Consider the following 21,882-nt stretch of genomic DNA (forward strand, 5'->3'; position numbering starts at 1 on the left):
GGCTGGAAGGCTGGCGCGTCAGCCTCGACGCCGGCCGGCGCGGCCGGATCGTGCAAAATCGCGAGGTGCTGCGCGGCGGCGCCTGCGTCGCGGTCCTAGCGATCGACCTCGTGCGGGACGAACTCGTGCTGATCCGCCAGTTCCGGCTTCCGGCCCATCTCGCGACCGGGTCCGGCGACCTCGTCGAGGTGGTGGCGGGGCGGCTCGAACCGGGAGAGGACGCCGAGGCGGCCGCCCGTCGCGAACTGATGGAGGAGACCGGACTCAAGGCGATTCGGCTGGTCCGGCTTCTTGCCTTCCTGCCGACGCCTGGCATCGTGGACGAGCACGCGGCCCTTTTCCTCGCCTTGGTCGATTCGGGCGGGCTCGTCGACGAGGCCGGAGCCGCTGAAGAGCTTGAGCACACTCGGCCTTTCACCGTCGGCGTCGATGCTGCGCTTTCGGCGCTCGACGATCCCCGGCCGCTCAACGGCTATCTCACCATTGCGCTGCAATGGCTCGCCCTCAACCGTTCAAAAATCAAGCATCTGCTGGAGGCGACGCGCTGAACGAGACGCGGCTCGCGTCTCCGCGCTTGCGTCGTTCTTCGTTCGTGCCATACTCGAACGTATGGAGAACATCGGCGGTCCAGACCTGATCGAGGAGCTGCAGTCGACGCCCGTCACGACGTCGCTCGCCGGCGTCGCCTGCGGGCTCGCGCGCGGCGTCTGCCGCTATTTCGCGGCCGCCGGCTATGGCTGCCTGCTCGAAGTTCCGCTCCGCTCCGGACGGCGGGCCGACGTGATGGCGCTCGGCGCGAAGGGCGACATCGTGATCGTCGAGATCAAGTCGGGGCCGCAGGACTTCCGCACAGATCGCAAGTGGCATGAATATCCCGAATTCTGCGACCGCTTCTACTTCGCGGTCGGAGACGGTTTTCCGGAGGCGCTGATTCCCGGCGAGGTCGGCTTGATCCGCGCCGATCGCTATGGCGCGGCCCCGATCCGCGACGGGCCGCTCCACCCTCTGGCGGGGGCGCGGCGGAAGGCGGTCAGCCTCCGCTTCGCGCGGCTCGCGGCTCTCAGGCTGCAGGTCACGCTCGATCCGCCGGGCGCGGGGATGTGATGTCTTTGGACCGTATGGCCATAATTCGCCGCCTAAAGGTCTCAATTCGGCACAATCTACCGCAAGACTAAGCGTCAACCGATTCGACGCTGCCCCCCAGGACGGGCGGGCCAGGCGTCGATCTCCCGAATTTCATTCTGTGCGTCGCCTTCGACGAGGGCGATGGGGCGGCTTTGATATGTCCAATGACGATGTGAATGCCGTGGTGCTTCGCCTCGCCCTCACGCTTCAGCGCTGCGGCGAGAATCCGGACGTCGTGTTTGCGGCGCTGATCGGCGCGGCGGCGACGGTCGCGTCCGACATCGGCCTCAAGGACGACTCTCCCGAAGAGCTCGCGCGCGCGATGGCGTCGATCGTGTCGCATGGCGACCTGAGGGGCGTCCGCCAGACCGCTCGGCCCGCAGGGGCCGCCATCATCCCGTTTCGACCCGCCCGCGTCGCCTGAGGCCAATTGACCGCCGAGACCCTCGAACCCTCGATCCGCTTCGGACGTTTCGGCGTCGCGGCCGACGCGTCGACCGCACTGTTGAAGCCGTCGCCGCGTCATCAGAAGCGGCGCGGCATTCAGGAGGCGACGTCATGGCGAAGCCGCCGGGCCTAGGGCCGACCGTGTTCCCCGCGTTGAAATATGAGGACGCGCCCGCCGCGGCCGCCTTTCTCGAAAAGGCGTTCGGCTTCAAGCCCGGACTGGTCGTGCCGGGTCCTGGCGGCGGAATCGCGCATGCCGAATATTCGATCGGCGACGGCGGCGTGATGTTCGGCTCGATGCGCGAGGCGGACGGCGAGGACCCGTGGGCTGCGGCGCGCTTCGGAATCTATGTCGTGGTCGAGGATATCGAGGCGCATTACGAGGCCGCCAGGGCCGCGGGCGCCCGCATCGTGCGCGCGCTCGAGGATACCGAATACGGCTCCCGCGAATATTCGGCGCTCGATCCCGAAGGCAACATCTGGTCCTTCGGCACCTACCGGCCGGGCGACGAGGGCGTCTGAGGCGAACCGTCCCGCCGCCCCCGCTTGCGCCGCGCCGCCGCCCCGGATTAAGTGCGCGCCTCAGCCAAAACGTGAAGGAACCGGAAGGCACGCATGGCGGACGACAAGCGCGTGAAGAAGGTCGTGCTCGCCTATTCGGGCGGCCTCGACACGTCCGTCATCCTGAAATGGCTGCAGACGACCTATCAGTGCGAGGTGGTCACCTTCACGGCGGATCTCGGCCAGGGCGAGGAGCTGGAGCCCGCGCGCAAGAAGGCCGAGCTGCTCGGCATCAAGCCCGACAACATCTTCATCGACGATCTGCGCGAGGAGTTCGTCCGCGACTTCGTGTTCCCGATGTTCAGGGCGAACGCGGTCTATGAGGGCCAGTATCTGCTTGGCACCTCGATCGCGCGGCCGCTGATCGCCAAGCGCCAGATCGAGATCCTGCGCGCGACCGGCGCCGACGCCGTCTGCCACGGCGCGACCGGCAAGGGCAACGACCAGGTGCGCTTCGAGCTCAGCTACTATGCGCTCGAGCCGGACGTGAAGGTGATCGCGCCGTGGCGCGAATGGGACCTGACGTCCCGCACGAAGCTCATCGAGTTCGCTGAGAGCCACCAGATCCCGATCGCCAAAGACAAGCGCGGCGAGGCGCCGTTCTCGGTCGACGCCAACCTGCTGCACTCCTCCTCCGAGGGGAAGGTGCTGGAGGACCCTGAGCTCGCGGCGCCCGAAGACGTGCACATGCGCACGATCTCGCCGGAGGACGCGCCCGACCAGCCGACGCTGGTGCAGATCGGCTTCGAGAAGGGCGACGCCGTTTCGGTCGACAACGAGCCGCTGTCGCCCGCGTCCCTGCTCACGCGCCTCAACGAGCTCGGCAGGGCCAACGGCGTCGGGCGGCTCGACCTGGTCGAGAACCGCTTCGTCGGCATGAAGTCGCGTGGCGTCTACGAGACGCCGGGCGGCACGATCCTGCTCGCCGCGCACCGCGCGATCGAATCCATCACCCTTGACCGTGGCGCGGCCCATCTCAAGGATGAGCTGATGCCGCGCTACGCGGAGATGATCTACAATGGCTTCTGGTTCTCGCCCGAGCGCGAGATGCTGCAGGCGGCGATCGACCACAGCCAGTCGGAAGTGAACGGCACGGTCCGGCTCAAGCTCTACAAGGGCAATGTGATCGTGCAGGGTCGCTCGAGCCCGAATTCGCTCTATGACCAGGAGCTCGTGACCTTCGAGGACGGCGCCGTCGCCTACGACCACCGCGACGCCGCCGGTTTCATCCGTCTCAACGCGCTGCGGCTCAGGACGCTGGCGGCGCGGCGCAACCGCTGATCGGAGCACAGCCGGATCGGGCGCGTCTGCGCCCCCATGGCGACCCCATCATGACCGAAGACATCCAGACGAGCGAAGCGCCCGCCGCCTCCGCGGAGCGGATCTGCTTCCTGCATATCGGTCCGCACAAGACCGGCACGACCTCGATCCAGAACGCGCTCTTCGTGAACGCCGACCGGCTGGCGAAGCTCGGCGTCTATTACCCCACCGTGAGCGGCGACCGCGGCGGCAAGCAGCGCCGCAACCACACGCCGCTGTCGCGCATGTCGAACTTCAAGGCGCAGCACCTGACCGATTCGCCCTTCTGGGAGGAGCTCGGCCGCAAGATCCAGAAGATCGACGGCTCGATCGTGATCTCGACGGAGCATTTCGCCGAGGCGCTGCGCGACGAGAGCCGCTACCGGCGGGTCACCGAGTTCTTCCGGGAGCGCGGGTTCCGCATCGTCGCGGTGGCCTATGTGCGCGACCAGCCGGGCTGGCTGAACTCCTGGTACACGCAGGACCAGCGCAATTTCAGCTCGCGCCAGACCTTCCGCCAGTTTCTCGAGCACGCCCTTGAGGTCGGCCTGGTGGACCCCTGGGCCTATCTGAAGCGCTTCCTCGACGATCCGCAGGCCGAGGTCCGGGTCGTGTCTTTCGAGCAGGCGGTCCGCCAAGGGCTGGCGCGGAGCTTCCTCGACGCCATCGGCGTGCCGGCGAGCTTCGAGATCCCGGAGCCGAAGGCCTCGAACCCCAATATCGGCGTCAAGGGCATGTTCGCCGCGCAGGAGATCATGCGTCGGGTGAACGGCCGGGTCCGTTCGCTGCCGAACTATTCGGACCTCTACGAGAGCTTCAAGGGTCTGATGCGCGGCCGCGACTGGGAGCAGACCGCCTATGTCGGTCTGTCGCCGGACGACGAGGCGCTGATCCGCGAGCGCTACCGCGAGTCGAACGACCGCTTCGCCCGAGAGTGGTTCGGGAAAGACTGGGCGACGATCTGCCCGGCGCGGAGCCTCGAGCTCAAGACCTTTGACTTCGACGCGGCTTCGGAAGACGACAAGCGCGACGTCCTCGAAGTCGTCGAGAGAATGGTCGACCTCATCGGCTCCTCGCCGTCGGCCGCGCGCGACTTCCTGAAGGGCGACCATAAGAAGGCCGGCGGCCGCCCGAAGAAGGCCGGCAAGAAGGGTCTCGGCAAGCAGGGGCGAGGCAAGCAAGGTCTTGGCAAACAGGGCGCCGGCAAGCAGCGGCTTGCGAAGCAGGGGCCTGGCAAGCAGGGTCTTGGGAAGAAGGGCGGCGGCAAGAAGGCCGGCGCGAAGCCCGCAGTCGACGTCCCGAGCGCCGCGGAAGGCTGAGCCCTTCCGGGCGGCGGCGCGGGCGGGCGCGCGCCGCCTTGCCTTTCTGCGCGGCCTGACGCATTTGTGGCGCCGCACAAACCCAAAGATCCGGATGACCGCCCGCGCAGCCGCGGGCTGAAGGCGCACGGCCCCCATGAAACTCCGCAACGTCGCGATCATCGCGCATGTCGACCACGGCAAGACCACCCTGGTGGACAAGCTGCTCCAGCAATCCGGCTCGTTCCGCGAGAACCAGCGCGTCGCCGAACGCGTGATGGATTCGAACGACCTCGAGAAGGAGCGCGGCATCACGATCCTGGCCAAGGCGACCTCGGTCGTGTGGAAGGACACGCGGATCAACATCGTGGACACGCCTGGCCACGCCGATTTCGGCGGCGAGGTCGAGCGCATCCTCTCGATGGTGGACGGCGTCATCGTCCTCGTCGACGCGGCCGAGGGCCCGATGCCGCAGACCAAATTCGTGGTCTCGAAGGCGCTCAAGATCGGCCTGAGGCCGATCGTCGCCGTCAACAAGGTCGACCGGCCGGACGCCCGCGCCACCGAAGTGATCAACGAGGTCTTCGACCTGTTCGCCGCGCTCGACGCGACCGACGAGCAGCTCGACTTCCCGATCCTCTACGGCTCGGGCCGCGACGGCTGGCTGGCGCACTCGCCGGACGGCCCGAAGGAGGACGGCCTCAAGCCGTTGTTCGACCTGATCCTCGACCATGTGCCGGAAGCCAAGACCGAGCCCGGCCCGTTCCGCATGCTCGGCACGCTGCTCGAGGCCAACCCCTTCCTCGGACGCATCATCACCGGCCGGATCGCGTCGGGGACCGTGAAGCCCAATCAGACCGTCAAGGCGCTCGACCGCCACGGCAACGTCGTCGAGACCGGCCGCGTGTCCAAGATCCTCGCCTTTCGCGGCATCGAGCGGCAGCCGATCGAGCTCGGCGAGGCCGGCGACATCGTGTCGATCGCGGGCCTGACCAAGGCGACTGTCGCCGACACCTTCTGCGACCCGCAGGTCGCGGAGCCGATCCAGGCGCAGCCGATCGACCCGCCGACCGTGTCGATGAGCTTCATCGTCAACGACAGCCCGCTCGCCGGCACCGAGGGCGACAAGGTGACGAGCCGCGTCATCCGCGACCGCCTGCTCAAGGAGGCGGAGGGCAACGTCGCGCTCAAGGTCGAGGAATCGGCCGACAAGGATTCATTCATCGTCTCCGGCCGCGGAGAGCTGCAGCTCGCCATCCTGATCGAGACCATGCGACGGGAGGGCTTTGAGCTCGGCGTCTCGCGTCCCCGCGTGGTGCTACAGAAGAACGAGAACGGCCAGACCGTCGAGCCGATCGAAGAGGTCGTGATCGACGTCGACGAGGAGCATTCCGGGATCGTCGTTCAGAAGATGTCGGAGCGCAAGGCCGATATGCTGGAGATGAAGCCCTCCGGCGGAAATCGTCTCCGCCTCGTGTTCCACGCCCCGACCCGCGGCCTGATCGGCTATCAGGGCGAGCTCCTGACCGACACCAAGGGCACGGCGATCATGAACCGCCTGTTCCACGCCTACGGACCGTTCAAGGGCGAGATCGCCGGCCGCGTCAACGGCGTGCTGATCGCCAACGAGCCCGGCGAGGCGGTGGCCTATGCGCTGTGGAACCTCGAGGACCGCGGCCCGATGATCATCGAGCCGGGCTGGAAGGTCTATCAGGGCATGATCATCGGCGTGCACAGCCGCGACAACGACCTCGAGGTCAACGTCCTCAAGGGCAAGAAGCTCACCAACATCCGCACCCAGTCGAAGGACGAGGCGGTGCGCCTCACCCCGCCGATCCGCATGACGCTGGAGCGCTCGCTCGCCTGGATCCAGGACGACGAACTGGTCGAGGTCACGCCGAAGTCGATCCGGCTGAGGAAGCGGCTGCTCGACCCGAACGACCGCAAGCGCGAGAGCCGGCGGGCCGAGGCGGAGGTGGCGTGAGGGGCGCCGCCCTGATGTCCCGTTCTTGAGTCGGGACCCATCAGCGTCGAGCTTCGCGAACGGAACGCCGTCGATCGTTACATTTGGCGCCGGCGGCGCTCCATGGGTCCCGGCTCAAGGCCGGGACATCAGGCGGCGCGTTCGTATGATCGCCGCGGAATAATCGACCGCCTCGCCTCAGAACCCGCCGAACAGGTCCTTCAGGAAGCCGATCGGGCCGTCGTCCGAACGGCGCCGCTCGACGCGGCGCTGTTCGCGCGGGCGGTCGTCGTAGTAGCCGTCGTCGACGCGGGCGCTCGAATAGGGCGGCTCGTCGCCGCCGCGGCCCGGGCCCGTCTGGTAGACGTCGCCGGGCTCCTCGCCCTGCGCGACCGGCGGGACCCATTCGCCCGGCAGCGTCTGGGGCGGGACGCCCTGATGGGCGGCTGTCATGAAGCGGCTCCAGATCGCGACCGGCAGGCCGCCTCCCGAGGCGTGCTTCGTCGGGCCGTTGTCGTCGTTGCCGACCCACACCGCCGTAACCATGTGGGCCGTGTAGCCGATGAACCAGGCGTCGCGGAAATCCTGGCTCGTGCCGGTCTTGCCAGCGGCCGGCCAGCCGGCGAGCTTGGCCGAGCGGGCGGTGCCGGAGGTCAGCGTCTCGCGCATCATGGCGTTCATCATGCCGACGCGCTCGTAGTCCACGACGGTCTTCGGCGCCTCGGCCTTGCGCTTGTAGAGCGTCTCGCCCTGGGCTGTCTTCACCTGCCGCACGATGTAGGGCTTGGCCTCCTGCCCGCCATTGGCGAAGGGCGCATAGGCGGCCGCCATCTCGATCGGCGTCACCTCCGAGGTGCCGAGTGCGATCGAGGGGTTGGGGGTCAGCGGCGAGGTCACGCCGAGCCGCTCGGCCGTGTGCGCGACGTTGACCGGCCCCGCCTCGAGGCCGAGCCTGACCGCGACCGTGTTGACGGACTGCGACAGCGCGTAAGAGAGCGACATCGGCCCGCCATAGCGGCGGGGGGGGGTGGCCGGCGTCCAGCCCTTGATCTTGAGCGGCGAGTCCGTGCGGATCGTGTCGGGGTCGAGGCCGCCGGCCTCGATCGCAGCGAGATAGACGAAGGGCTTGAAGGCCGAGCCCGGCTGGCGTTTGGCCGCGACCGCGCGGTTGAATTGGCTCTGCGCGTAGGACGTGCCCCCAACCAGCGCCCGGACCGCTCCGTCCGGCGCAAGCGAAACGACCACGCCCTGGCTCACGCCGAGCTTGCCGCCGCTCTTGGCGATCCCCTCGGCCAGCGACTTCTCTGCCTCAGTCTCGAGCCTCGGGTCGATCGTGGTCTCGACCACGAGGTCCTCGTCATAGATCCCGACCAGTCCGTCGATCTGCTCCATCACCCAGTCGGCCGCGTAGCCGACGGCGCCTTCGGGCTTCGGCGCGGGCGACGGCGGATGGACCCGGAACGCGACATTGGCCTGGTCGCGGGTGAGATAGCCCTCGTCCGCCATCGCCTGCAGAACGATGTCGGCGCGCGCCCGCGCGGCGGCTGGATCGTGGCTCGGCGAGAGCCGCGACGGGGCCTTGACGAGGCCGGCGAGCATCGCAGCCTCGGAGACGTTCACCTTGCGGATCGACTTGCCGAAATAGCGCTGGGCCGCAGCCTCCACGCCATAGGCGCCCGCGCCGAAATAGACGCGGTTCAGGTACATCTCGAGGATCTTGTCCTTGCCGAACTTGGTCTCGAGCCAATAGGCGAGCACCGCCTCCTGCACCTTGCGCTCGAGCGAGCGGGCCGGCGTCAGGAACAGGTTCTTGGCGAGCTGCTGGGTCAGCGTCGAGCCGCCCTGGGCCACGCCGCCGCGCTCGATATTGGTCTTGATGGCGCGCGCGAGGCCGAAGACGTCGACGCCCCAATGGTCCCGGAATCTCCGGTCCTCGATCGCGATGAAGGCCTGGGGCACGAATTTCGGCATCTCGGAGAGCGGCACGGCCGCGCCCCCGGTCTCGCCGCGATTGGCGATCGGCTTGCCGTCCATGCTCACGATCTGGACGTTGGGAGGCCGCTTCGGAATCTCGAGATTCTGGATCGGCGGCAGGCGCGAGGCGTAATATGCGACCACGCCGCCGCCCGCCGCCGCGCCGAACAGGCCGAGCACGACGACAAGGGAGACGAGCCGGCCGATCAGGCCCGGCCGCTTCTTCGGCGCGCGCGCGGAAGAGACGCCCTTCGCCGGGCGGCTGCGGCCCATGACCCAGGCCCAGTAGGAGGTCTTGCGCCGGTCAGCCATGGCGGGGCCGTCGTCCGCCGGCGCGCCGAAGCTCGGCTCCCGACGGCTGTCCGAATCCGAAAGCGAGACGTCCGAGAAATCCGGCTCGCGACGACCGCCCGGCTCGACGCGGGGCGCCGGCGCGTCGTCCTGCGGCGCGAAGCCTCCGGCGGGGCGGTCGGCCGGCGTCAGGCGCAGGTCGCCTGAGCCCGGGCCGGCGTCGAAGCGCGGCTCGCGCCGTTCGTCCCGCCCGGACCCGCGTCCGATCGCCATCGCCCAAAGACCTCTGCAAGCCGCTCGCGTCGGCCGCGTCCTCCGCGGCCGTCCCCTGCTGCATCCGGGTGGACTTTGAATGCGGCAGGTTTAAGGGCCGTTACGGCGCAAGGCGTGACGCCGCCGCGCCCTCGGTCCCGAGGCGTCCGGCCTCCTCGGTCGAGATGCGTTTGTGCAGATGAACAAAGAAGGCGGTCGCGAACAGCGGCGTCAGCAGGTTCGCGAAGGGCAGGACCGCGAGCCCCGCGGTCAGCAGGCCGGCGGAAAGCACCGTCGTCCTGTGACGTCGCCGCAGCGCGGCCGCCTCGGCCTCCGACCGGAACCGCAGCGCCGCAAGCGAGAAATACTCCCGGCTGAGCAGGTAGCCATTGACCCCGAGCCAGGCGACGAGATTGACCACCGGCACGAAGATCAGCGGCAGCATCAGGATGTTGATCCCGAGCACCAGCAGGAAGAACCGCGCCGAGAGCATCAGCCCGCGCAGCAGCGGTACGGGCCGGCCGGCCGGATCATCCGGATAGTGCTCGCGCTCGACGATCTCGGCGACGTCGTCGAGGAAGAGGCCCGCGACGGCCGCAGTCACGGGCGTCACGAGAAACAGCATGCCGAACGCCGTCCCGAGGCCGAGGACGAGATGGGCGATCCAGTTCGCGGTCTCGTTCGGGATGACCAGCGTCCGCTCCGCGAGCGCCTGCAGCCCGAACCAGCCGAGCACGAGCAGCAGCAGCGTGAGGCCGAGCGACTTCAGCAGCACCATGCGGAAGGGCGGCGACATGGTCTGCCGGGCTGCGCGGATCGCTGAGCGCCACATTTGCATCACCGCCGGAAGATCTGGGGGCGAACGCCTGCGTGCTTCGAGACGCCCGCGAAGAGCCGTCCGCCAGGACGGCGTCTCGAAGCACGCAGCGCCGTCCTGCAGGCGGATTTTGCGTTCATAAGGCCGGCTCGGCCTGATGCGGAGAGCCCTCGCTGCCGGCGATCTGCGCGGCCACATCCTCGGGCGGACGTCCCAGGAGCGCATTGGTCGTGAGGCGGCGCACCTCGCGCTCGGCCTCGGCCGCGAGGCGCTTGCGGTCGGTCGCCGCGTCGGCCCGCATGGTCTCGCCGAAGGTGACGGTCGCATCGATCGCGCCGTCGCGCAGGATCGACCACAGATGCCGCCCGAAGGTCATGTCGCCATACCAGGCGACGAAGGGCCGTCCGAGCCGCCCGAGCGGCAGGCCGTTGCGGTGGGTGTAAGCTACCGAGACCGGCTGCACCGCAACGCTGTCGCCGCCGCTCGCCGCGATCGCCGCGCGCGCGGCGCCGAGCAGCGAGGTGCGGAACGGCAGCACCCGATTGCCGTCGCTGGAGGTGCCCTCGGCGAACAGCACGACGGGGGAGCCCGCGATCATGCGCGTCGCCATTTCGGTGTTGACCTCGGCGGTTGCGGTCCGGCGCGCGCGATCGACGAAGATCGTGCGCTGCATCTTGGCGAGACGGCCGAAGATCGGCCATTCGGCGATCTCGGACTTCGCCACGAAGGACATCGGGCAGACCGAGCCGAGCACCGGGATGTCGAGCCAGGACGCGTGGTTGGCGGCGATCAGCAGGGGGCGGTCGGACGACAGCTCGCCCACCACCTTCACGCGCACGCCCACAACCGCCATGGCGAAGCGGTGGAACCGCAGCGGCAGCCTCTGGGCGAGCGGCGAATTCAGCCGGAGGAACAGCAGCTGGAACGGCGCCAGCACGAGGACGGCCGGGATCAGCGTCAGCGCCGAGACGACGGCGCGGAAGGGGCGGCGGACCAACGGCGTCAGGCCTTGTCGTCGTCGAGCGGCACGGCGTAGAGCTCGAGCCGGTGGTCGACCAGACGGAAGCCGAGACGCTTGGCGATCGCGGCCTGCAACGCCTCGATCTCCTCGTCGCGGAACTCCACGATCTTGCCCGAGCGCAGGTCGATCAGATGATCGTGATGCTCGTCGGGCTGCGGCTCGTAGCGCGAGCGGCCGTCGCGGAAATCGAGCCGCGCGATGATGCCGGCGTCCTCGAACAGCTTGACGGTGCGGTAGACGGTCGAGATCGAGATTCGCGGGTCGACCGCGGAGGCCCGCCGGTAGAGCTCCTCGACGTCGGGATGGTCGACGGCCTCGGCGATCACGCGGGCGATGACGCGGCGCTGCTCCGTCATCCGCATCCCCTTCCGGACGCAGATCGCTTCGATCGACTCGGTTGGCTCTGTGGACACGTTCGGGCGCTGCCCCGGCATGGTGGTGTTCAAGCGTCGCTCGCCGTCCGGACGGCCGCTTATAGGAGCGGCGGCCTGCGCCGTAAACCTTGGGCCGCTCACGGCAGTTCGAGCGCCATCACCTTGGCGGTCCCGCGCCTTCCGTCCTGGCGCGCGTAGTAGGCCCGGCGACGCCCGACCTGCACGAATCCGAAGCGCCCGTAGAGCGCGAGCGCCGAGGCGTTGTCCTCGTCGACCTCGAGCACCACGCGTCGCACGCCCTGGCTCGCCAGCCGGCCGAGATGGCGTCCGAGCAGCGCCGCGCCGCCGCCCGAGCCGCGCCTCGCCTCGGCGACCGCGATCGACAGCACCTCGGCCTCGTCCTCGGCCACGCGCGACAACGCGAAGCCATAGGCCTTGTCGCGGCCTTCCCGTCGCAGCACGCAGGCCGTGACGGCGCGGTCGTGCAGCAGCTGCTCCATCTCCTCCACGCTCCAGCCGCGTGCGAAGGCCTGGCCGTGGATGCGCGCGAGCTCGTCGGCGTCGCCGGCGTCGGCGGGGCCGACGGCCCATGCGGCCGAGCGCGCGAGATACGCGTCCCAGAACCACAGCCAGAACATCTCGACCCCGAGCGTTCCCCCGAACGGATTCATGCCCTCACCATATCGGCCATCCGTCGCCGATCCCACACCCGACCGCCGAATCCGGACCGCGTTTCGTGACCGCCTTACCGCCTGGCGATCCGGCCGGCCTCCTGCGGATGCGCGTCTGCGGCCTTCAGATAGAGCGGCCGGGGCGGCGACAGCGCGGGATCGCAGGCTGCGCCGAGTCGCGCGACCCAGATCGGATCAGGAGCGTCATGCAACGCGGGCGCCACGCGAATGGAGGGATCCTCGGTCGCCGCCGTCACGAGGGCGGCGCCGGATCCGACGACCAGCGCAGGCCCGCCGCCGATGGCGCGGGCGGCGTCCCGCGCCTCGATCAGCCGCGCCGAGACCAGCGCCCGGCCGTCGCCCGCGAACGCCTGGAAGAACACCCGGCCGTGCCGCGCGTCGATCGCCGCGGCGACCGGCGTCACGCCGTCGCCCGAATCGAGCAGCGGGGCGGCGAGCGCCGTGAGGGTCGGGACGCCGACGACCGGCAGCCCCGTCGCGAGCCCCATCGCCCGGGCGCAGGACAGGCCCACGCGCAGCCCCGTGAAGCTGCCGGGTCCGACGGTGACGGCGATGCGGTCGACGCCCGCAAGCCCGCCAGCGGCCGCGAGGATCCGCGCGACCTCCGGCATCAGCGCCTCGGCGTGGCCCCGCGCCATGGCGATCGAGGACACATAGAGGGGCGCCGCGTCGTCGGCCGTCTCGACGACCGCGACCGAGCAGGCCCCGAGGGCGGTGTCGATGGCGAGCACGCGCATGGCCGCGCTGAGTATCAGAGTCTCGGCCCGGCGCCACGCGGAAGAGGAGGGCTCTCAGACGATCCGGCAGAACTCGTCGAAGTCGGGGCGGGGCAGGCGGTCGAACATGTTCTGCCCGTCGCCATAGCCGAGATTGACCAGGAAGTTCGTCCGCCAGCGGCCGTCGGGGAAGAAGGCCTCGTCGACCTTGGCCTGGTCGAAGCCCGACATCGGGCCGCAGTCGAGCCCGAGCGCGCGGGCCGCCATGATCAGATAGCCGCCCATCAGCGTGCCGTTGCGGAAGGCCGTCTCTGCGATCAGAGCGTCGTTCCCCTCGAACCAGCTCTTGGCGTTCGTGTGCGGAAAGAAGCGCGGCAGGTTCTCGTGCCAGGCGACGTCATGGGCGACGATGACGGTCGCCGGCGCCTTCATCGTCTTGTCGCGGTTGTTGGACGACAGCGCGGGTCCGAGCTTCGCCTTGGCCTCCTTGGAGACGAGGAAGACGAAGCGGCCCGGCAGGCCGTTGGCGCTGGTCGGACCCATTTTCACGAGCTCGAACAGCGCCCGGAGCGTGACCTCCGAGACCGGCTCGTCGCGAAACGAATTGTGGGTCCGGGCGACGCGGAACAGGGCGTCGAGGGCGTCGTCGTCGATCGGCGCGCGGGCGTCGGCGGTCAAGGGCGGTCCTCTCGTCGGGGAACGTCCGTTCTAAAGGCGGTCAGGCGATGGTGTCGACCAGACCGCCGTCGACTCTCAGCGCCGAGCCCGTGGTGGCCGAGGCTTCCTTCGAGCAGACATAGACCGCCATGTTGGCGACCTCCTCGACGCTCGCCGCGCGCTGGATGATCGACGAGGGACGGTGCGCCTTCACGAAGGCCGCGCCCGCCTCCTCGAGCGACTGGCCGGTCCTGGCGATCTCGTCCTTCAGCATGTCGGCGACGCCCTCCGAGAGCGTCGGGCCCGGCAGGATCGCGTTCACGGTCACGCCGGTGCCGGCGAGGCGCTTGGCGAGGCCGCGCGACACCGCGAGCTGGGCTGTCTTGGTGAAGCCGTAGTGGATCATCTCGACCGGGATGTTGAGCGCGCTCTCCGAGGCGATGAACAGGATGCGGCCCCAGCCGCGCTCGGCCATCCCGAGGGCGTAGGCGCGCGACAGGCGAACGCCCGACATGACGTTGACCTCGAAGAAGCGCGCCCACTCCTCGTCCGGAACCTCGAAGAAGTCCTTCGGGCCGAAGATCCCGACATTGTTGACGAGGATGTCCGGCGCCGGGACGGCGGCGACCAGCGCCGCCGCGCCCTCGCCCGTGCCGAGATCAGCCGGGACGCCCGTGACCCTGGCGCCCGGGACCGCGTCCTCGATCGCCTTCACGGCCTTGTCGACGGCCTCCTGCTTGCGGCCGTTCACCACGACGGTCGCGCCGGTCCGCGCGAGGCCGAGCGCGATCGCGTAGCCGATGCCGACGGTCGAACCGGTGACGAGGGCGGTCTTGTCGGACAGGTCGATCTTCATGGCGCGCAGGCTCCGCTCATCCCGGATGGGTCGGGCCGATATGTCGGAGCGCGGCGGCGAAAGGGAAGCCGCGCGCGACGCAATCCGCCGATGCGCGGGCTGCGTCAGGCGGCCGCCTCCTCCAGCGCCCGCACCTCGTCGTCGCTGAAGATGCGGGAGCGGATGTGGAAGCGCACCTCGCGGCCGTTCTCGAGGCTGAACATGCCGCCGCGACCCGGCACGACGTCGAGCGTCAGATGGGTGTGCTTCCAGTATTCGTATTGCGACGGGCTCATATAGAAGCCCGCGCCGCCGACCTCGCCGAGCTTCACGTCGGCGTCCGAGATCATGTAGTCGCCGGTCGCGTAGCACATCGGCGAGGAGCCGTCGCAGCAGCCGCCGGACTGGTGGAACAGGATCTCGCCGTGCTCGCCCTGCAGGGTCTTGATGAGGTCGAGCGCCTTCTGGGTGGCCTCGACGCGGAGCGGAACGTTGCTGACCATGGGCGGCGTCCTCCTGTGCCGATAGATAGGACGAAGCCGCGCCGTGGCGAAGCCCGTCCTTTCGGACGGCGCCTTGACTGCGCCCCGGCTTCGGCTAGCCTTCGCGCCGTCTGAAAAGGCGGACCGGTTTGGTTAGCCCGGTCGCTCCCGTCGGGAGCTCTGGCTGGCGCGCGACAGCGTCCAAGTCCCGAGGCGAGATCCCGGCGCATCCCGCGCCGGGGCTTCGATGAGGACTGGCCAGATGCAGCAGCAGGTTTCCGTGGTCACGCTCGGCGTGGCCGATCTCGCGCGGTCGAAGAGGTTCTATGCCGAAGGTTTCGGCTGGCGGCCTGTCTTCGAGAACGCCGACATCGTGTTCTACCAGATGAACGGCTTCGTGCTCGGCACGTGGCTCAAGGCGGAGCTCGCCGGCGACATGCGCCGCGAGCCGTCGGGGGCGGGCGCCTTTGCGCTCGCCCACAATGTCGCGTCGCGCGAGGCCGTCGACGAGGCGATCGCGCGCCTTGCGGAATTCGGCGGCGAGGTGCTGAGGCCCGCCGACGAGCCGCCGCATGGCGGCTTCCGCGGCTATATGGCCGACCCTGACGGCCACGCCTGGGAGATCGCCTGGAACCCGGGCTTCGCCATCAGCCCCGAAGGCCATGTGACCTTCGGGATCTGATCGATCTTCGGGCTCTGACGGGCGTTCAGGCCTTCTCGCTGTCGAGATGGGCCATCTGCGCGGCGGCGTAGCGCTCGCCCGCCGCCGCGCCCTTCGGCACGGCGCGCTCGATCGCCGCGAGATCCTCGGCGTCGAGCGCGATCTCCGCCGCGCCGAGCGCCTCGGACAAGCGGTCGCGGCGGCGCGCGCCGACGACCGGGACGACGTCCCGTCCCTGCGCCATCACCCAGGCGATCGCGATCTGGGCGACGCTCGCGCCCTTGGCGTCCGCGACCTTCCGCAGGGCGTCCACCAGCTGGAGATTGGCGTCGAGATTGTCGCCCTGGAAGCGCGGGCTGACGGCGCGGAAGTCGCCCTGGCCGGCCTTCGCCTTGTCCCAGTGCCCGCTGATCAGCCCGCGCGACAGCACGCCATAGGCCGTGATCGCGACGCCGAGCTCGCGGGCCGCCGGCAGGACCTTGTCCTCGATCCCGCGCGAGATCAGCGAATATTCGATCTGCAGGTCGGCGATCGGATGGACGGCGACGGCCCGGCGGAGCGTGTCGGCGCCGACCTCCGACAGGCCGACATGCCGGACGTAGCCCGCCTTCACCATGTCGGCGATCGCCCCCACCGTCTCCTCGATCGGGACGTCGGGGTCGAGACGGGCCGGGCGATAGACGTCGATATGGTCGACGCCCAGCCGGTTCAGCGAATAGGCGAGGAACGTCTTCACCGCCTCCGGCCTTCCGTCGAAGCCGAGCCAGCTCCGGTCGGGGCCGCGCAACGCGCCGAACTTGACGCTGAGCTTGTAGTCGTCGCGCGGCCGGCCCTTCAGCGCCTCCGCGATCAGCAGCTCGTTGTGGCCCATGCCGTAGAAGTCGCCGGTGTCGATCAGGTCGACGCCTGCGTCGAGCGCGGCATGGATGGTGGCGATCGACTCGGCCCGGTCGGACGGGCCGTACATGTCCGACATGCCCATGCAGCCGAGGCCGATCGCCGAGGTCGCGGGGCCGGTCGCGCCAAGCTTCGTGGTCTTCATGACTTGGTCTCCTCTTCCGTCGCGACGGGTTATGGCGCTTCGTCGGCTGTGCGATAATCCAGCCAATCGCGAATGACCTGTACGAGGACGCGGACAATGGCGACGCCCGATCTTGCCGACGCCGCCCTGCTCGCCGCGGTGGCCGACGCCGGCGGCTTCCGCGCGGCCGCCGAGCGGCGCGGCGCCTCCGCGTCCTCGATCAGCGACGCGGTGCGGCGGCTCGAGGAGGCGTGCGGCGTCCGATTGCTGAACCGCACGACCCGCAGCGTCACGCCGACCGAGGCCGGCGCGCGACTGCTCGCGCGGCTGAGGCCCGCGCTCGCCGAGATCGAGGACGCGTTCGACGCGCTCGGCGGCGACGAGGAGACGCCGACCGGCACGCTCAGGCTCAACGTCCCGACCATCGTGGCGCGCCGCGTGCTGCCGCCGATCGCGACCGAGTTCCTGAGGCGCCATCCCGGGGTGCGCATGGAGGTCGTGGCCGAGGACAGCTTCGTCGACGTGCTGGCGGCCGGCTTCGACGCCGGCGTGCGCTACGAGGAGCGGGTGGAGCTCGACATGATCGCGATCCCGATCGGCCCGCGCCGCCAGCGCTTCGCGGCCGCGGCGGCCCCCTCCTATCTGGAGGCGCGCGGTCGGCCCGAGCATCCGCGGGACGTGGCGGCGCATGCGCGGATCGGCCATCGCTTCGCGCGGAGCGGCCTGTTGCCGGCCTGGGAGTTCGCGCGGGGAGCCGAGGTCGTGAAGGTCCCGGTCGAGGGGCCGCTGGTCGCCTCGGCGCTTGAGCTGGAGATCGCGGCGGCGGTCGCGGGGCTCGGCCTGATCTACACCTTCGAGGACGCGCTCTCGGACGAGATCGCCAAGGGCGCGCTGGTTCCGGTGCTCGAGGAGTGGTGGCTCTCCTTCACCGGCCCGCTGCTCTACTACCAGAGCCGCAGGCACATGCCGTCGCCGCTCCGCGCCTTTGTGGATTTCGTGAAGGGGCTCTAGGCGGAAGTGCGCGCTTGGCGTTCCGCGTGGCGTCGCTCAGGATGGCCGGCGCGCCACCTGGAGATCCACGCCATGCGCCGCCCCGCCTGCGCGCTCGCCGCCGCCGCCTTCGCGGCCGTCCCGGCCTCGGCCCTGCCGGCGAAATATTATCAGGAGAACGTCTTCAAGAGCTGCTCCACCGGCGGCATCTTCTGCCAGGCGGTGTTTCCCGCGATCCCGGCCGACAGGGTCCTTCGCGTGAACTCGGCGTCCTGCCGGGTCTTCCTCAGCTCCCGAACCGCGGTCTTCTCGCATGTGCAGCTCGGTTCGGACAAAGGCGACGGCCCGTTCTATCTCGACGTCACGTCGATCTCGAACGCGAGCGGGCGGACCTTCATGGCGACTTTCGCCGGTCCCGTCTTTCTGTCGCAGTCCTCCGCGCCGCGCGTCTCGACCTATGCGACCGGCGCCTCGACCGTGAGCTTCGACTGCAACATATCGGGAGTTCTGGAGAAGGCGCCGCTCGAGGCCGGGCCGGCCGCCGCCGAGGCCGAAGCCGACTGAAAAAACGGGCGGCCCGAGAGCCGCCCGCCAGTCGTCGGATCCAGGAGGAGGGATCCGTCGGGGATCAGAAGAAGCCGAGTTTCTTCGGCGAGTAGCTGACCAGCATGTTCTTGGTCTGCTGGTAGTGGTCGAGCATCATCTTGTGGGTCTCGCGCCCGATGCCGGACTGCTTGTAGCCGCCGAACGCCGCGTGCGCCGGATAGGCGTGGTAGCAGTTGGTCCACACGCGCCCCGCCTGGATGGCGCGGCCGAAGCGGTAGGCGCGGGTGCCGTTGCGGGTCCACACGCCCGCGCCGAGGCCGTAGAGCGTGTCGTTGGCGATCGACAGCGCCTCCTCGTCGTCCTTGAAGGTCGTGACCGAGAGCACCGGGCCGAAGATCTCCTCCTGGAAGATCCGCATCTTGTTGTGGCCCTTGAACACCGTCGGCTTGACGTAGAAGCCGCCCGAAAGGTCGCCCTCGAGTTCATTCCTGGAACCGCCGGCCAGAAGCTCGGCGCCTTCCTGGCGGCCGATGTCGATGTAGCTCAGGATCTTCTCGAGCTGCTCGGAGGAGGCCTGCGCGCCGACCATCGTCTGCGGGTCGAGCGGCGAGCCGAGCTTGATCGCGTTCACGCGGCCGATCGCCTTCTCCATGAAGCGGTCATAGACCGACTCCTGGACGAGAGCGCGGCTCGGGCAGGTGCAGACCTCGCCCTGGTTGAGCGCGAACATCACGAAGCCCTCGACCGCCTTGTCGAAGAAGTCGTCGTCCTCGTCGACCACGTCTTTGAAGAAGATGTTCGGCGACTTGCCGCCGAGCTCGAGCGTCACCGGGATCAGGTTCTGGGACGCGTATTGCATGATCAGGCGGCCGGTCGTGGTCTCGCCCGTGAAGGCGATCTTGGCGATCCGGTTCGAGGAGGCGAGCGGCTTGCCGGCCTCGAGGCCGAAGCCGTTCACGATGTTCAGCACGCCGGGAGGCAGGATGTCGGCGATCAGCTCGGCCACCACCATGATCGAGGCGGGGGTCTGCTCGGCGGGCTTCAGCACCACGCAGTTGCCGGCCGCAAGCGCGGGCGCGAGCTTCCAGACCGCCATCAGGATCGGGAAGTTCCACGGGATGATCTGCCCGACGACGCCGAGCGGCTCGTGAAAATGGTACGCGACCGTGTCGTGGTCGATCTCCGACAACGAGCCTTCCTGGGCGCGGATGCAGCCGGCGAAATAGCGCCAGTGGTCGACCGCGAGCGGAATGTCGGCCGCCATGGTCTCGCGGATCGGCTTGCCGTTGTCCCAGGTCTCGGCGGTCGCGATCGCCTCGAGATTGGACTCCATGACGTCGGCGATCTTCAGCAGCAGCTGGGCGCGCTCGGCGGGGCTGGTGCGGCCCCAGGCCTCCTTGGCCTTGTGGGCGGCGTCGAGGGCGAGCTCGACGTCCTCCTTCTGGGAGCGCGCGATCTCGCAGATCTTCTGGCCGGTGATCGGGCTGGTGTTGTCGAAGTAGCGGCCGCCGACGGGCGCGACGAACTTGCCGCCGATGAAGTTGTCGTAGCGCTCCTTGAAGGGCGAGCGCGCGAAGCTGGTCATGCGTTCCGGAGCGTTCATGGATAAGTCCTCCCAGACGATCTTGTCGTCGACGGAAGCATGTTCCGCCGCTTGGTTGGCAGGGTCGCAGCCTTCGTGCCAACGAAGGACGCGCCGTCGGCCGCTTTTGCTGCAGCGCGGCAAGAGCCTGATCTTGCTCGCGCCTTCGCTCGGCCGGCAAGATCTGTGAAGGGACGCTGCTAGACTCGCGCGCCATCCTGGTGAAAGAGTGTCGCCCAAAGAGACGGAGTGCGCTGCGACAGCTGTCGCAACGCGCGACAGGAGGCGAAACGCCGATGGAGCTGACCGCTCCACACGCCGACGTCATGCGCGCTCGGCAGGAATTCTTCGACCGTGGCGCCGTTCCCGAGGGGCTGCCGCCCGAGATCCTGCGCTCCTGGCGGCGCTGCGCCGAGCGCGGCTTCGACTCGCACGCCGATCCGAGGATCGAGCCGATCGGACAGTCGGAGCTGCGCGACTTCCATGAGCGCAATGACGAACTGATCCGGCTGTCGCGTCCCGAGCTCGAGGCGCTCGCGACCGAGGCGCGCGACACCGCGAGCCTCGTCATCCTGACCGACGGCGCCGGGCTCGTGCTCGACGCGTCCGGCGACCCGGGCTTCGCGGGCAAGGCGGCCGGCGTCGCGCTGAGGCGCGGCGTCAAATGGGCCGAGGCCTCGACCGGCACCAACGCGATCGGGGCCGCGCTCGTCGAGCGGCGGCCGATCGAGGTGCGGGGCTCGGAGCACTTCTTCGACTCCCACCGCATCCTGACCTGCGCGGCCGCGCCGATCTTCGACCCGCGGGGCGCGCTGGTCGGGGCGCTCGACCTTTCCGGCCATGCGGCGATCCCGCAGCTTCATTCGCTCTCTCTGATCCGTCACGGCGTCGACCAGATCGAGCACCGCATGTTCGCGCACGGCTTCGACGGGCGCGACGTGGTGCGGCTGCATGCCGACCCGGAGCTGATCGGCACTTCGCAGGAAGGCGTTCTGGTGTTCGAGGGCGCGCGCCTCGTCGCCGCCAACCGGCACGCGCTCAAACTGCTCGACCTCGACTGGAACGCGCTCGGCTCGCGTTCCTTCGGGGACCTGTTCGACGCCGGCCGGCTCGCGCTTGGGGGTGAAAGTCGGCTGCGCGGCCGATCCGGCGTCCTGGTCCACGCGACGCTGACGCGTTCGGCTCCGCGCGCATGGCCGTCGAAGGCCGTCCCGGGCGACGCCCCGCGGGCGCAGGCCGCTCCCGCGGCGTCGTCCGCTCCGGCCTTCGAAGCGGTGTTCGACGCCGCCGTCGAGGCGAGCCTGAAGCGCGCCGTCAGGCTGGTCGACGGCGACGTGCCAATCCTGATCCAGGGCGAGACCGGCTGCGGCAAGGAGATGTTCGCGCGCGCCGTCCATGCGCTCGGCGCGCGGGCCTCGAAGCCGTTCGTCGCCGTCAACTGCGCGGCCCTGCCCGAAGGGCTGATCGAGGCCGAGCTGTTCGGCTACGAGCATGGCGCGTTCACAGGCGCACGCAGATCGGGGTCGAAAGGTCTTCTCCGCGAGGCTGACGGCGGCGTGCTGTTCCTCGACGAGATCGGCGACATGCCGGTCGCGCTTCAGGCGCGGCTGCTGCGCGTCGTGCAGGATCGCGCAGTGACGCCGCTCGGCGGCGGAAAGCCTGCGCCGCTCGACATCCGCCTGGTCTGCGCAACCCATCGCGACATCCGGCGGCTCACGTCCTCCGACGCGTTCCGCTCCGACCTGTATTTTCGGCTCGCGCAGTTCACCTTCGCGCTGCCGCCGCTGCGCGACCTCGATCGCACGGCCGTGATCGACGCGGTCTGGGCCAGGTTGCCGCGCGAAGGCCGGCGCCTCGGCCGGGACGCGCTCGCGGCGCTGCGCGCCCATGACTGGCCGGGCAACCACCGCGAGCTCGTCGGCGTGCTGAAGGCGCTGCTCGCGCTGTCGGAGCCCGGCGAGACCGTGACGGCCGAACTGCTGCCCTCGTCCGTGAGCTGCGCCGCGCCGGCGGACAGCGATCCGCCGGCTGCGCCAGCGTCCGGCCTCGACGCGCTCGCCCGCGACGCGATGCGCTCCGCGCTCGACGCCTGCGGAGGCAACGTCTCGGCCGCGGCCCGCCGCCTTGGCGTCAGCCGGTCGACGCTCTACCGCAGGGCGCTCGGCGGCCGAGGCTGATCTGTCGCGGGCGCGCGACCGGCCGCGCCTCGCATCCGGCGCGCCGGCGCCCATATCAGCCGCAACGACGCTCTCGGCTTCGGGGGCCGATAGCGAACCCA

The 21,882-nt window shown here is 69.5% G+C and carries 22 protein-coding genes; 11 read left to right on the top strand and 11 right to left on the bottom strand.

Going from position 1 to position 21,882, the window contains the following annotated elements:
* The 7 genes from EK403_RS19480 to typA all read left to right on the top strand — a co-directional run.
* The coding region (locus EK403_RS19480; RefSeq protein WP_164919686.1) for an NUDIX domain-containing protein at window positions 1-548 on the top strand (548 nt) is incomplete at its 5' end.
* A gap of 61 nt (window positions 549-609) precedes the next feature.
* Entirely contained in the window at window positions 610-1,104 is a 495-nt protein-coding gene (locus EK403_RS19485; protein ID WP_128779125.1) for an MmcB family DNA repair protein, read from the top strand.
* Between the two features lie 178 nt (window positions 1,105-1,282).
* On the top strand, window positions 1,283-1,549 hold the full coding sequence (locus EK403_RS19490; RefSeq protein WP_128779126.1) for a hypothetical protein: 267 nt from the start codon (window positions 1,283-1,285) through the stop codon (window positions 1,547-1,549).
* A gap of 134 nt (window positions 1,550-1,683) precedes the next feature.
* A complete protein-coding gene (locus EK403_RS19495; RefSeq protein WP_128779127.1) occupies window positions 1,684-2,094 on the top strand; it encodes a VOC family protein in 411 nt (136 codons plus the stop codon).
* A gap of 93 nt (window positions 2,095-2,187) precedes the next feature.
* Complete coding sequence (locus tag EK403_RS19500) at window positions 2,188-3,414, top strand: argininosuccinate synthase (protein ID WP_128779128.1); 1,227 nt, start codon at window positions 2,188-2,190, stop codon at window positions 3,412-3,414.
* A 50-nt stretch (window positions 3,415-3,464) separates the two neighbouring features.
* Window positions 3,465-4,751 carry a hypothetical protein gene (locus tag EK403_RS19505; protein WP_128779129.1) on the top strand — a complete coding sequence of 429 codons (1,287 nt, stop codon included), beginning with the start codon at window positions 3,465-3,467 and terminating at the stop codon, window positions 4,749-4,751.
* Between the two features lie 136 nt (window positions 4,752-4,887).
* Window positions 4,888-6,714, top strand: coding sequence for a translational GTPase TypA (typA, locus tag EK403_RS19510; RefSeq protein WP_128779130.1), 1,827 nt, complete (start codon window positions 4,888-4,890; stop codon window positions 6,712-6,714).
* A gap of 177 nt (window positions 6,715-6,891) precedes the next feature.
* Here the strand turns inward: typA and EK403_RS19515 are convergent, their stop codons facing one another.
* The 9 genes from EK403_RS19515 to EK403_RS19555 form a co-directional block, all read right to left on the bottom strand.
* Window positions 6,892-9,231, bottom strand: a complete 2,340-nt coding sequence (locus EK403_RS19515) for a transglycosylase domain-containing protein (protein ID WP_128779131.1) — start codon at window positions 9,229-9,231, stop codon at window positions 6,892-6,894.
* A gap of 100 nt (window positions 9,232-9,331) precedes the next feature.
* Window positions 9,332-10,042, bottom strand: coding sequence for a sulfate transporter family protein (locus EK403_RS19520; protein WP_128779132.1), 711 nt, complete (start codon window positions 10,040-10,042; stop codon window positions 9,332-9,334).
* Window positions 10,043-10,163: 121 nt separating this feature from the next.
* Complete coding sequence (gene olsA / locus EK403_RS19525) at window positions 10,164-11,024, bottom strand: lyso-ornithine lipid O-acyltransferase (protein ID WP_128779133.1); 861 nt, start codon at window positions 11,022-11,024, stop codon at window positions 10,164-10,166.
* Between the two features lie 5 nt (window positions 11,025-11,029).
* Window positions 11,030-11,482 carry a Fur family transcriptional regulator gene (locus EK403_RS19530; protein WP_128779153.1) on the bottom strand — a complete coding sequence of 151 codons (453 nt, stop codon included), beginning with the start codon at window positions 11,480-11,482 and terminating at the stop codon, window positions 11,030-11,032.
* A 77-nt stretch (window positions 11,483-11,559) separates the two neighbouring features.
* The gene (locus EK403_RS19535) at window positions 11,560-12,093 is read right to left on the bottom strand and encodes a GNAT family N-acetyltransferase (RefSeq protein ID WP_245479803.1); all 534 of its coding nucleotides are present in this window, start codon (window positions 12,091-12,093) and stop codon (window positions 11,560-11,562) included.
* Window positions 12,094-12,167: 74 nt separating this feature from the next.
* Window positions 12,168-12,851 (bottom strand): tRNA (adenosine(37)-N6)-threonylcarbamoyltransferase complex dimerization subunit type 1 TsaB, encoded by a 684-nt coding sequence (gene tsaB / locus EK403_RS19540; protein WP_128779134.1) that lies wholly within the window; start codon window positions 12,849-12,851, stop codon window positions 12,168-12,170.
* A gap of 54 nt (window positions 12,852-12,905) precedes the next feature.
* Window positions 12,906-13,508 (bottom strand): malonic semialdehyde reductase, encoded by a 603-nt coding sequence (locus EK403_RS19545; RefSeq protein WP_128779135.1) that lies wholly within the window; start codon window positions 13,506-13,508, stop codon window positions 12,906-12,908.
* A 40-nt stretch (window positions 13,509-13,548) separates the two neighbouring features.
* Complete coding sequence (locus tag EK403_RS19550) at window positions 13,549-14,343, bottom strand: SDR family NAD(P)-dependent oxidoreductase (RefSeq protein WP_128779136.1); 795 nt, start codon at window positions 14,341-14,343, stop codon at window positions 13,549-13,551.
* 104 nt (window positions 14,344-14,447) lie between these two features.
* Window positions 14,448-14,825, bottom strand: a complete 378-nt coding sequence (locus EK403_RS19555) for a DUF779 domain-containing protein (RefSeq protein ID WP_128779137.1) — start codon at window positions 14,823-14,825, stop codon at window positions 14,448-14,450.
* A gap of 241 nt (window positions 14,826-15,066) precedes the next feature.
* Between EK403_RS19555 and EK403_RS19560 the strand changes: the two genes are divergently transcribed.
* Entirely contained in the window at window positions 15,067-15,486 is a 420-nt protein-coding gene (locus EK403_RS19560; protein ID WP_128779138.1) for a VOC family protein, read from the top strand.
* A 25-nt stretch (window positions 15,487-15,511) separates the two neighbouring features.
* On the opposite strand, the gene EK403_RS19565 is transcribed toward EK403_RS19560, so the two are convergent.
* A complete protein-coding gene (locus tag EK403_RS19565) occupies window positions 15,512-16,507 on the bottom strand; it encodes an aldo/keto reductase (RefSeq protein ID WP_128779139.1) in 996 nt (331 codons plus the stop codon).
* Window positions 16,508-16,603: 96 nt separating this feature from the next.
* Here EK403_RS19565 and EK403_RS19570 point away from each other — a divergent pair, with 96 nt between their 5' ends.
* Together EK403_RS19570 and EK403_RS19575 are read left to right on the top strand one after the other, a co-directional pair.
* Window positions 16,604-17,497, top strand: a complete 894-nt coding sequence (locus EK403_RS19570; protein ID WP_128779140.1) for a LysR family transcriptional regulator — start codon at window positions 16,604-16,606, stop codon at window positions 17,495-17,497.
* 72 nt (window positions 17,498-17,569) lie between these two features.
* Window positions 17,570-18,040, top strand: a complete 471-nt coding sequence (locus EK403_RS19575; protein WP_128779141.1) for a hypothetical protein — start codon at window positions 17,570-17,572, stop codon at window positions 18,038-18,040.
* A gap of 64 nt (window positions 18,041-18,104) precedes the next feature.
* On the opposite strand, the gene adh is transcribed toward EK403_RS19575, so the two are convergent.
* Window positions 18,105-19,625: an aldehyde dehydrogenase gene (adh, locus tag EK403_RS19580; RefSeq protein WP_128779142.1), complete on the bottom strand. Its 1,521-nt coding sequence runs from the start codon at window positions 19,623-19,625 to the stop codon at window positions 18,105-18,107.
* A 275-nt stretch (window positions 19,626-19,900) separates the two neighbouring features.
* Here adh and EK403_RS19585 point away from each other — a divergent pair, with 275 nt between their 5' ends.
* Entirely contained in the window at window positions 19,901-21,781 is a 1,881-nt protein-coding gene (locus tag EK403_RS19585; protein WP_128779143.1) for a sigma-54-dependent Fis family transcriptional regulator, read from the top strand.
* Window positions 21,782-21,882 lie beyond the last annotated feature (101 nt).

Origin of the sequence: Hansschlegelia zhihuaiae (assembly GCF_004103825.1) — a bacterium.
Classification (GTDB): Bacteria; Pseudomonadota; Alphaproteobacteria; order Rhizobiales; family Methylopilaceae; genus Methylopila; species Methylopila zhihuaiae.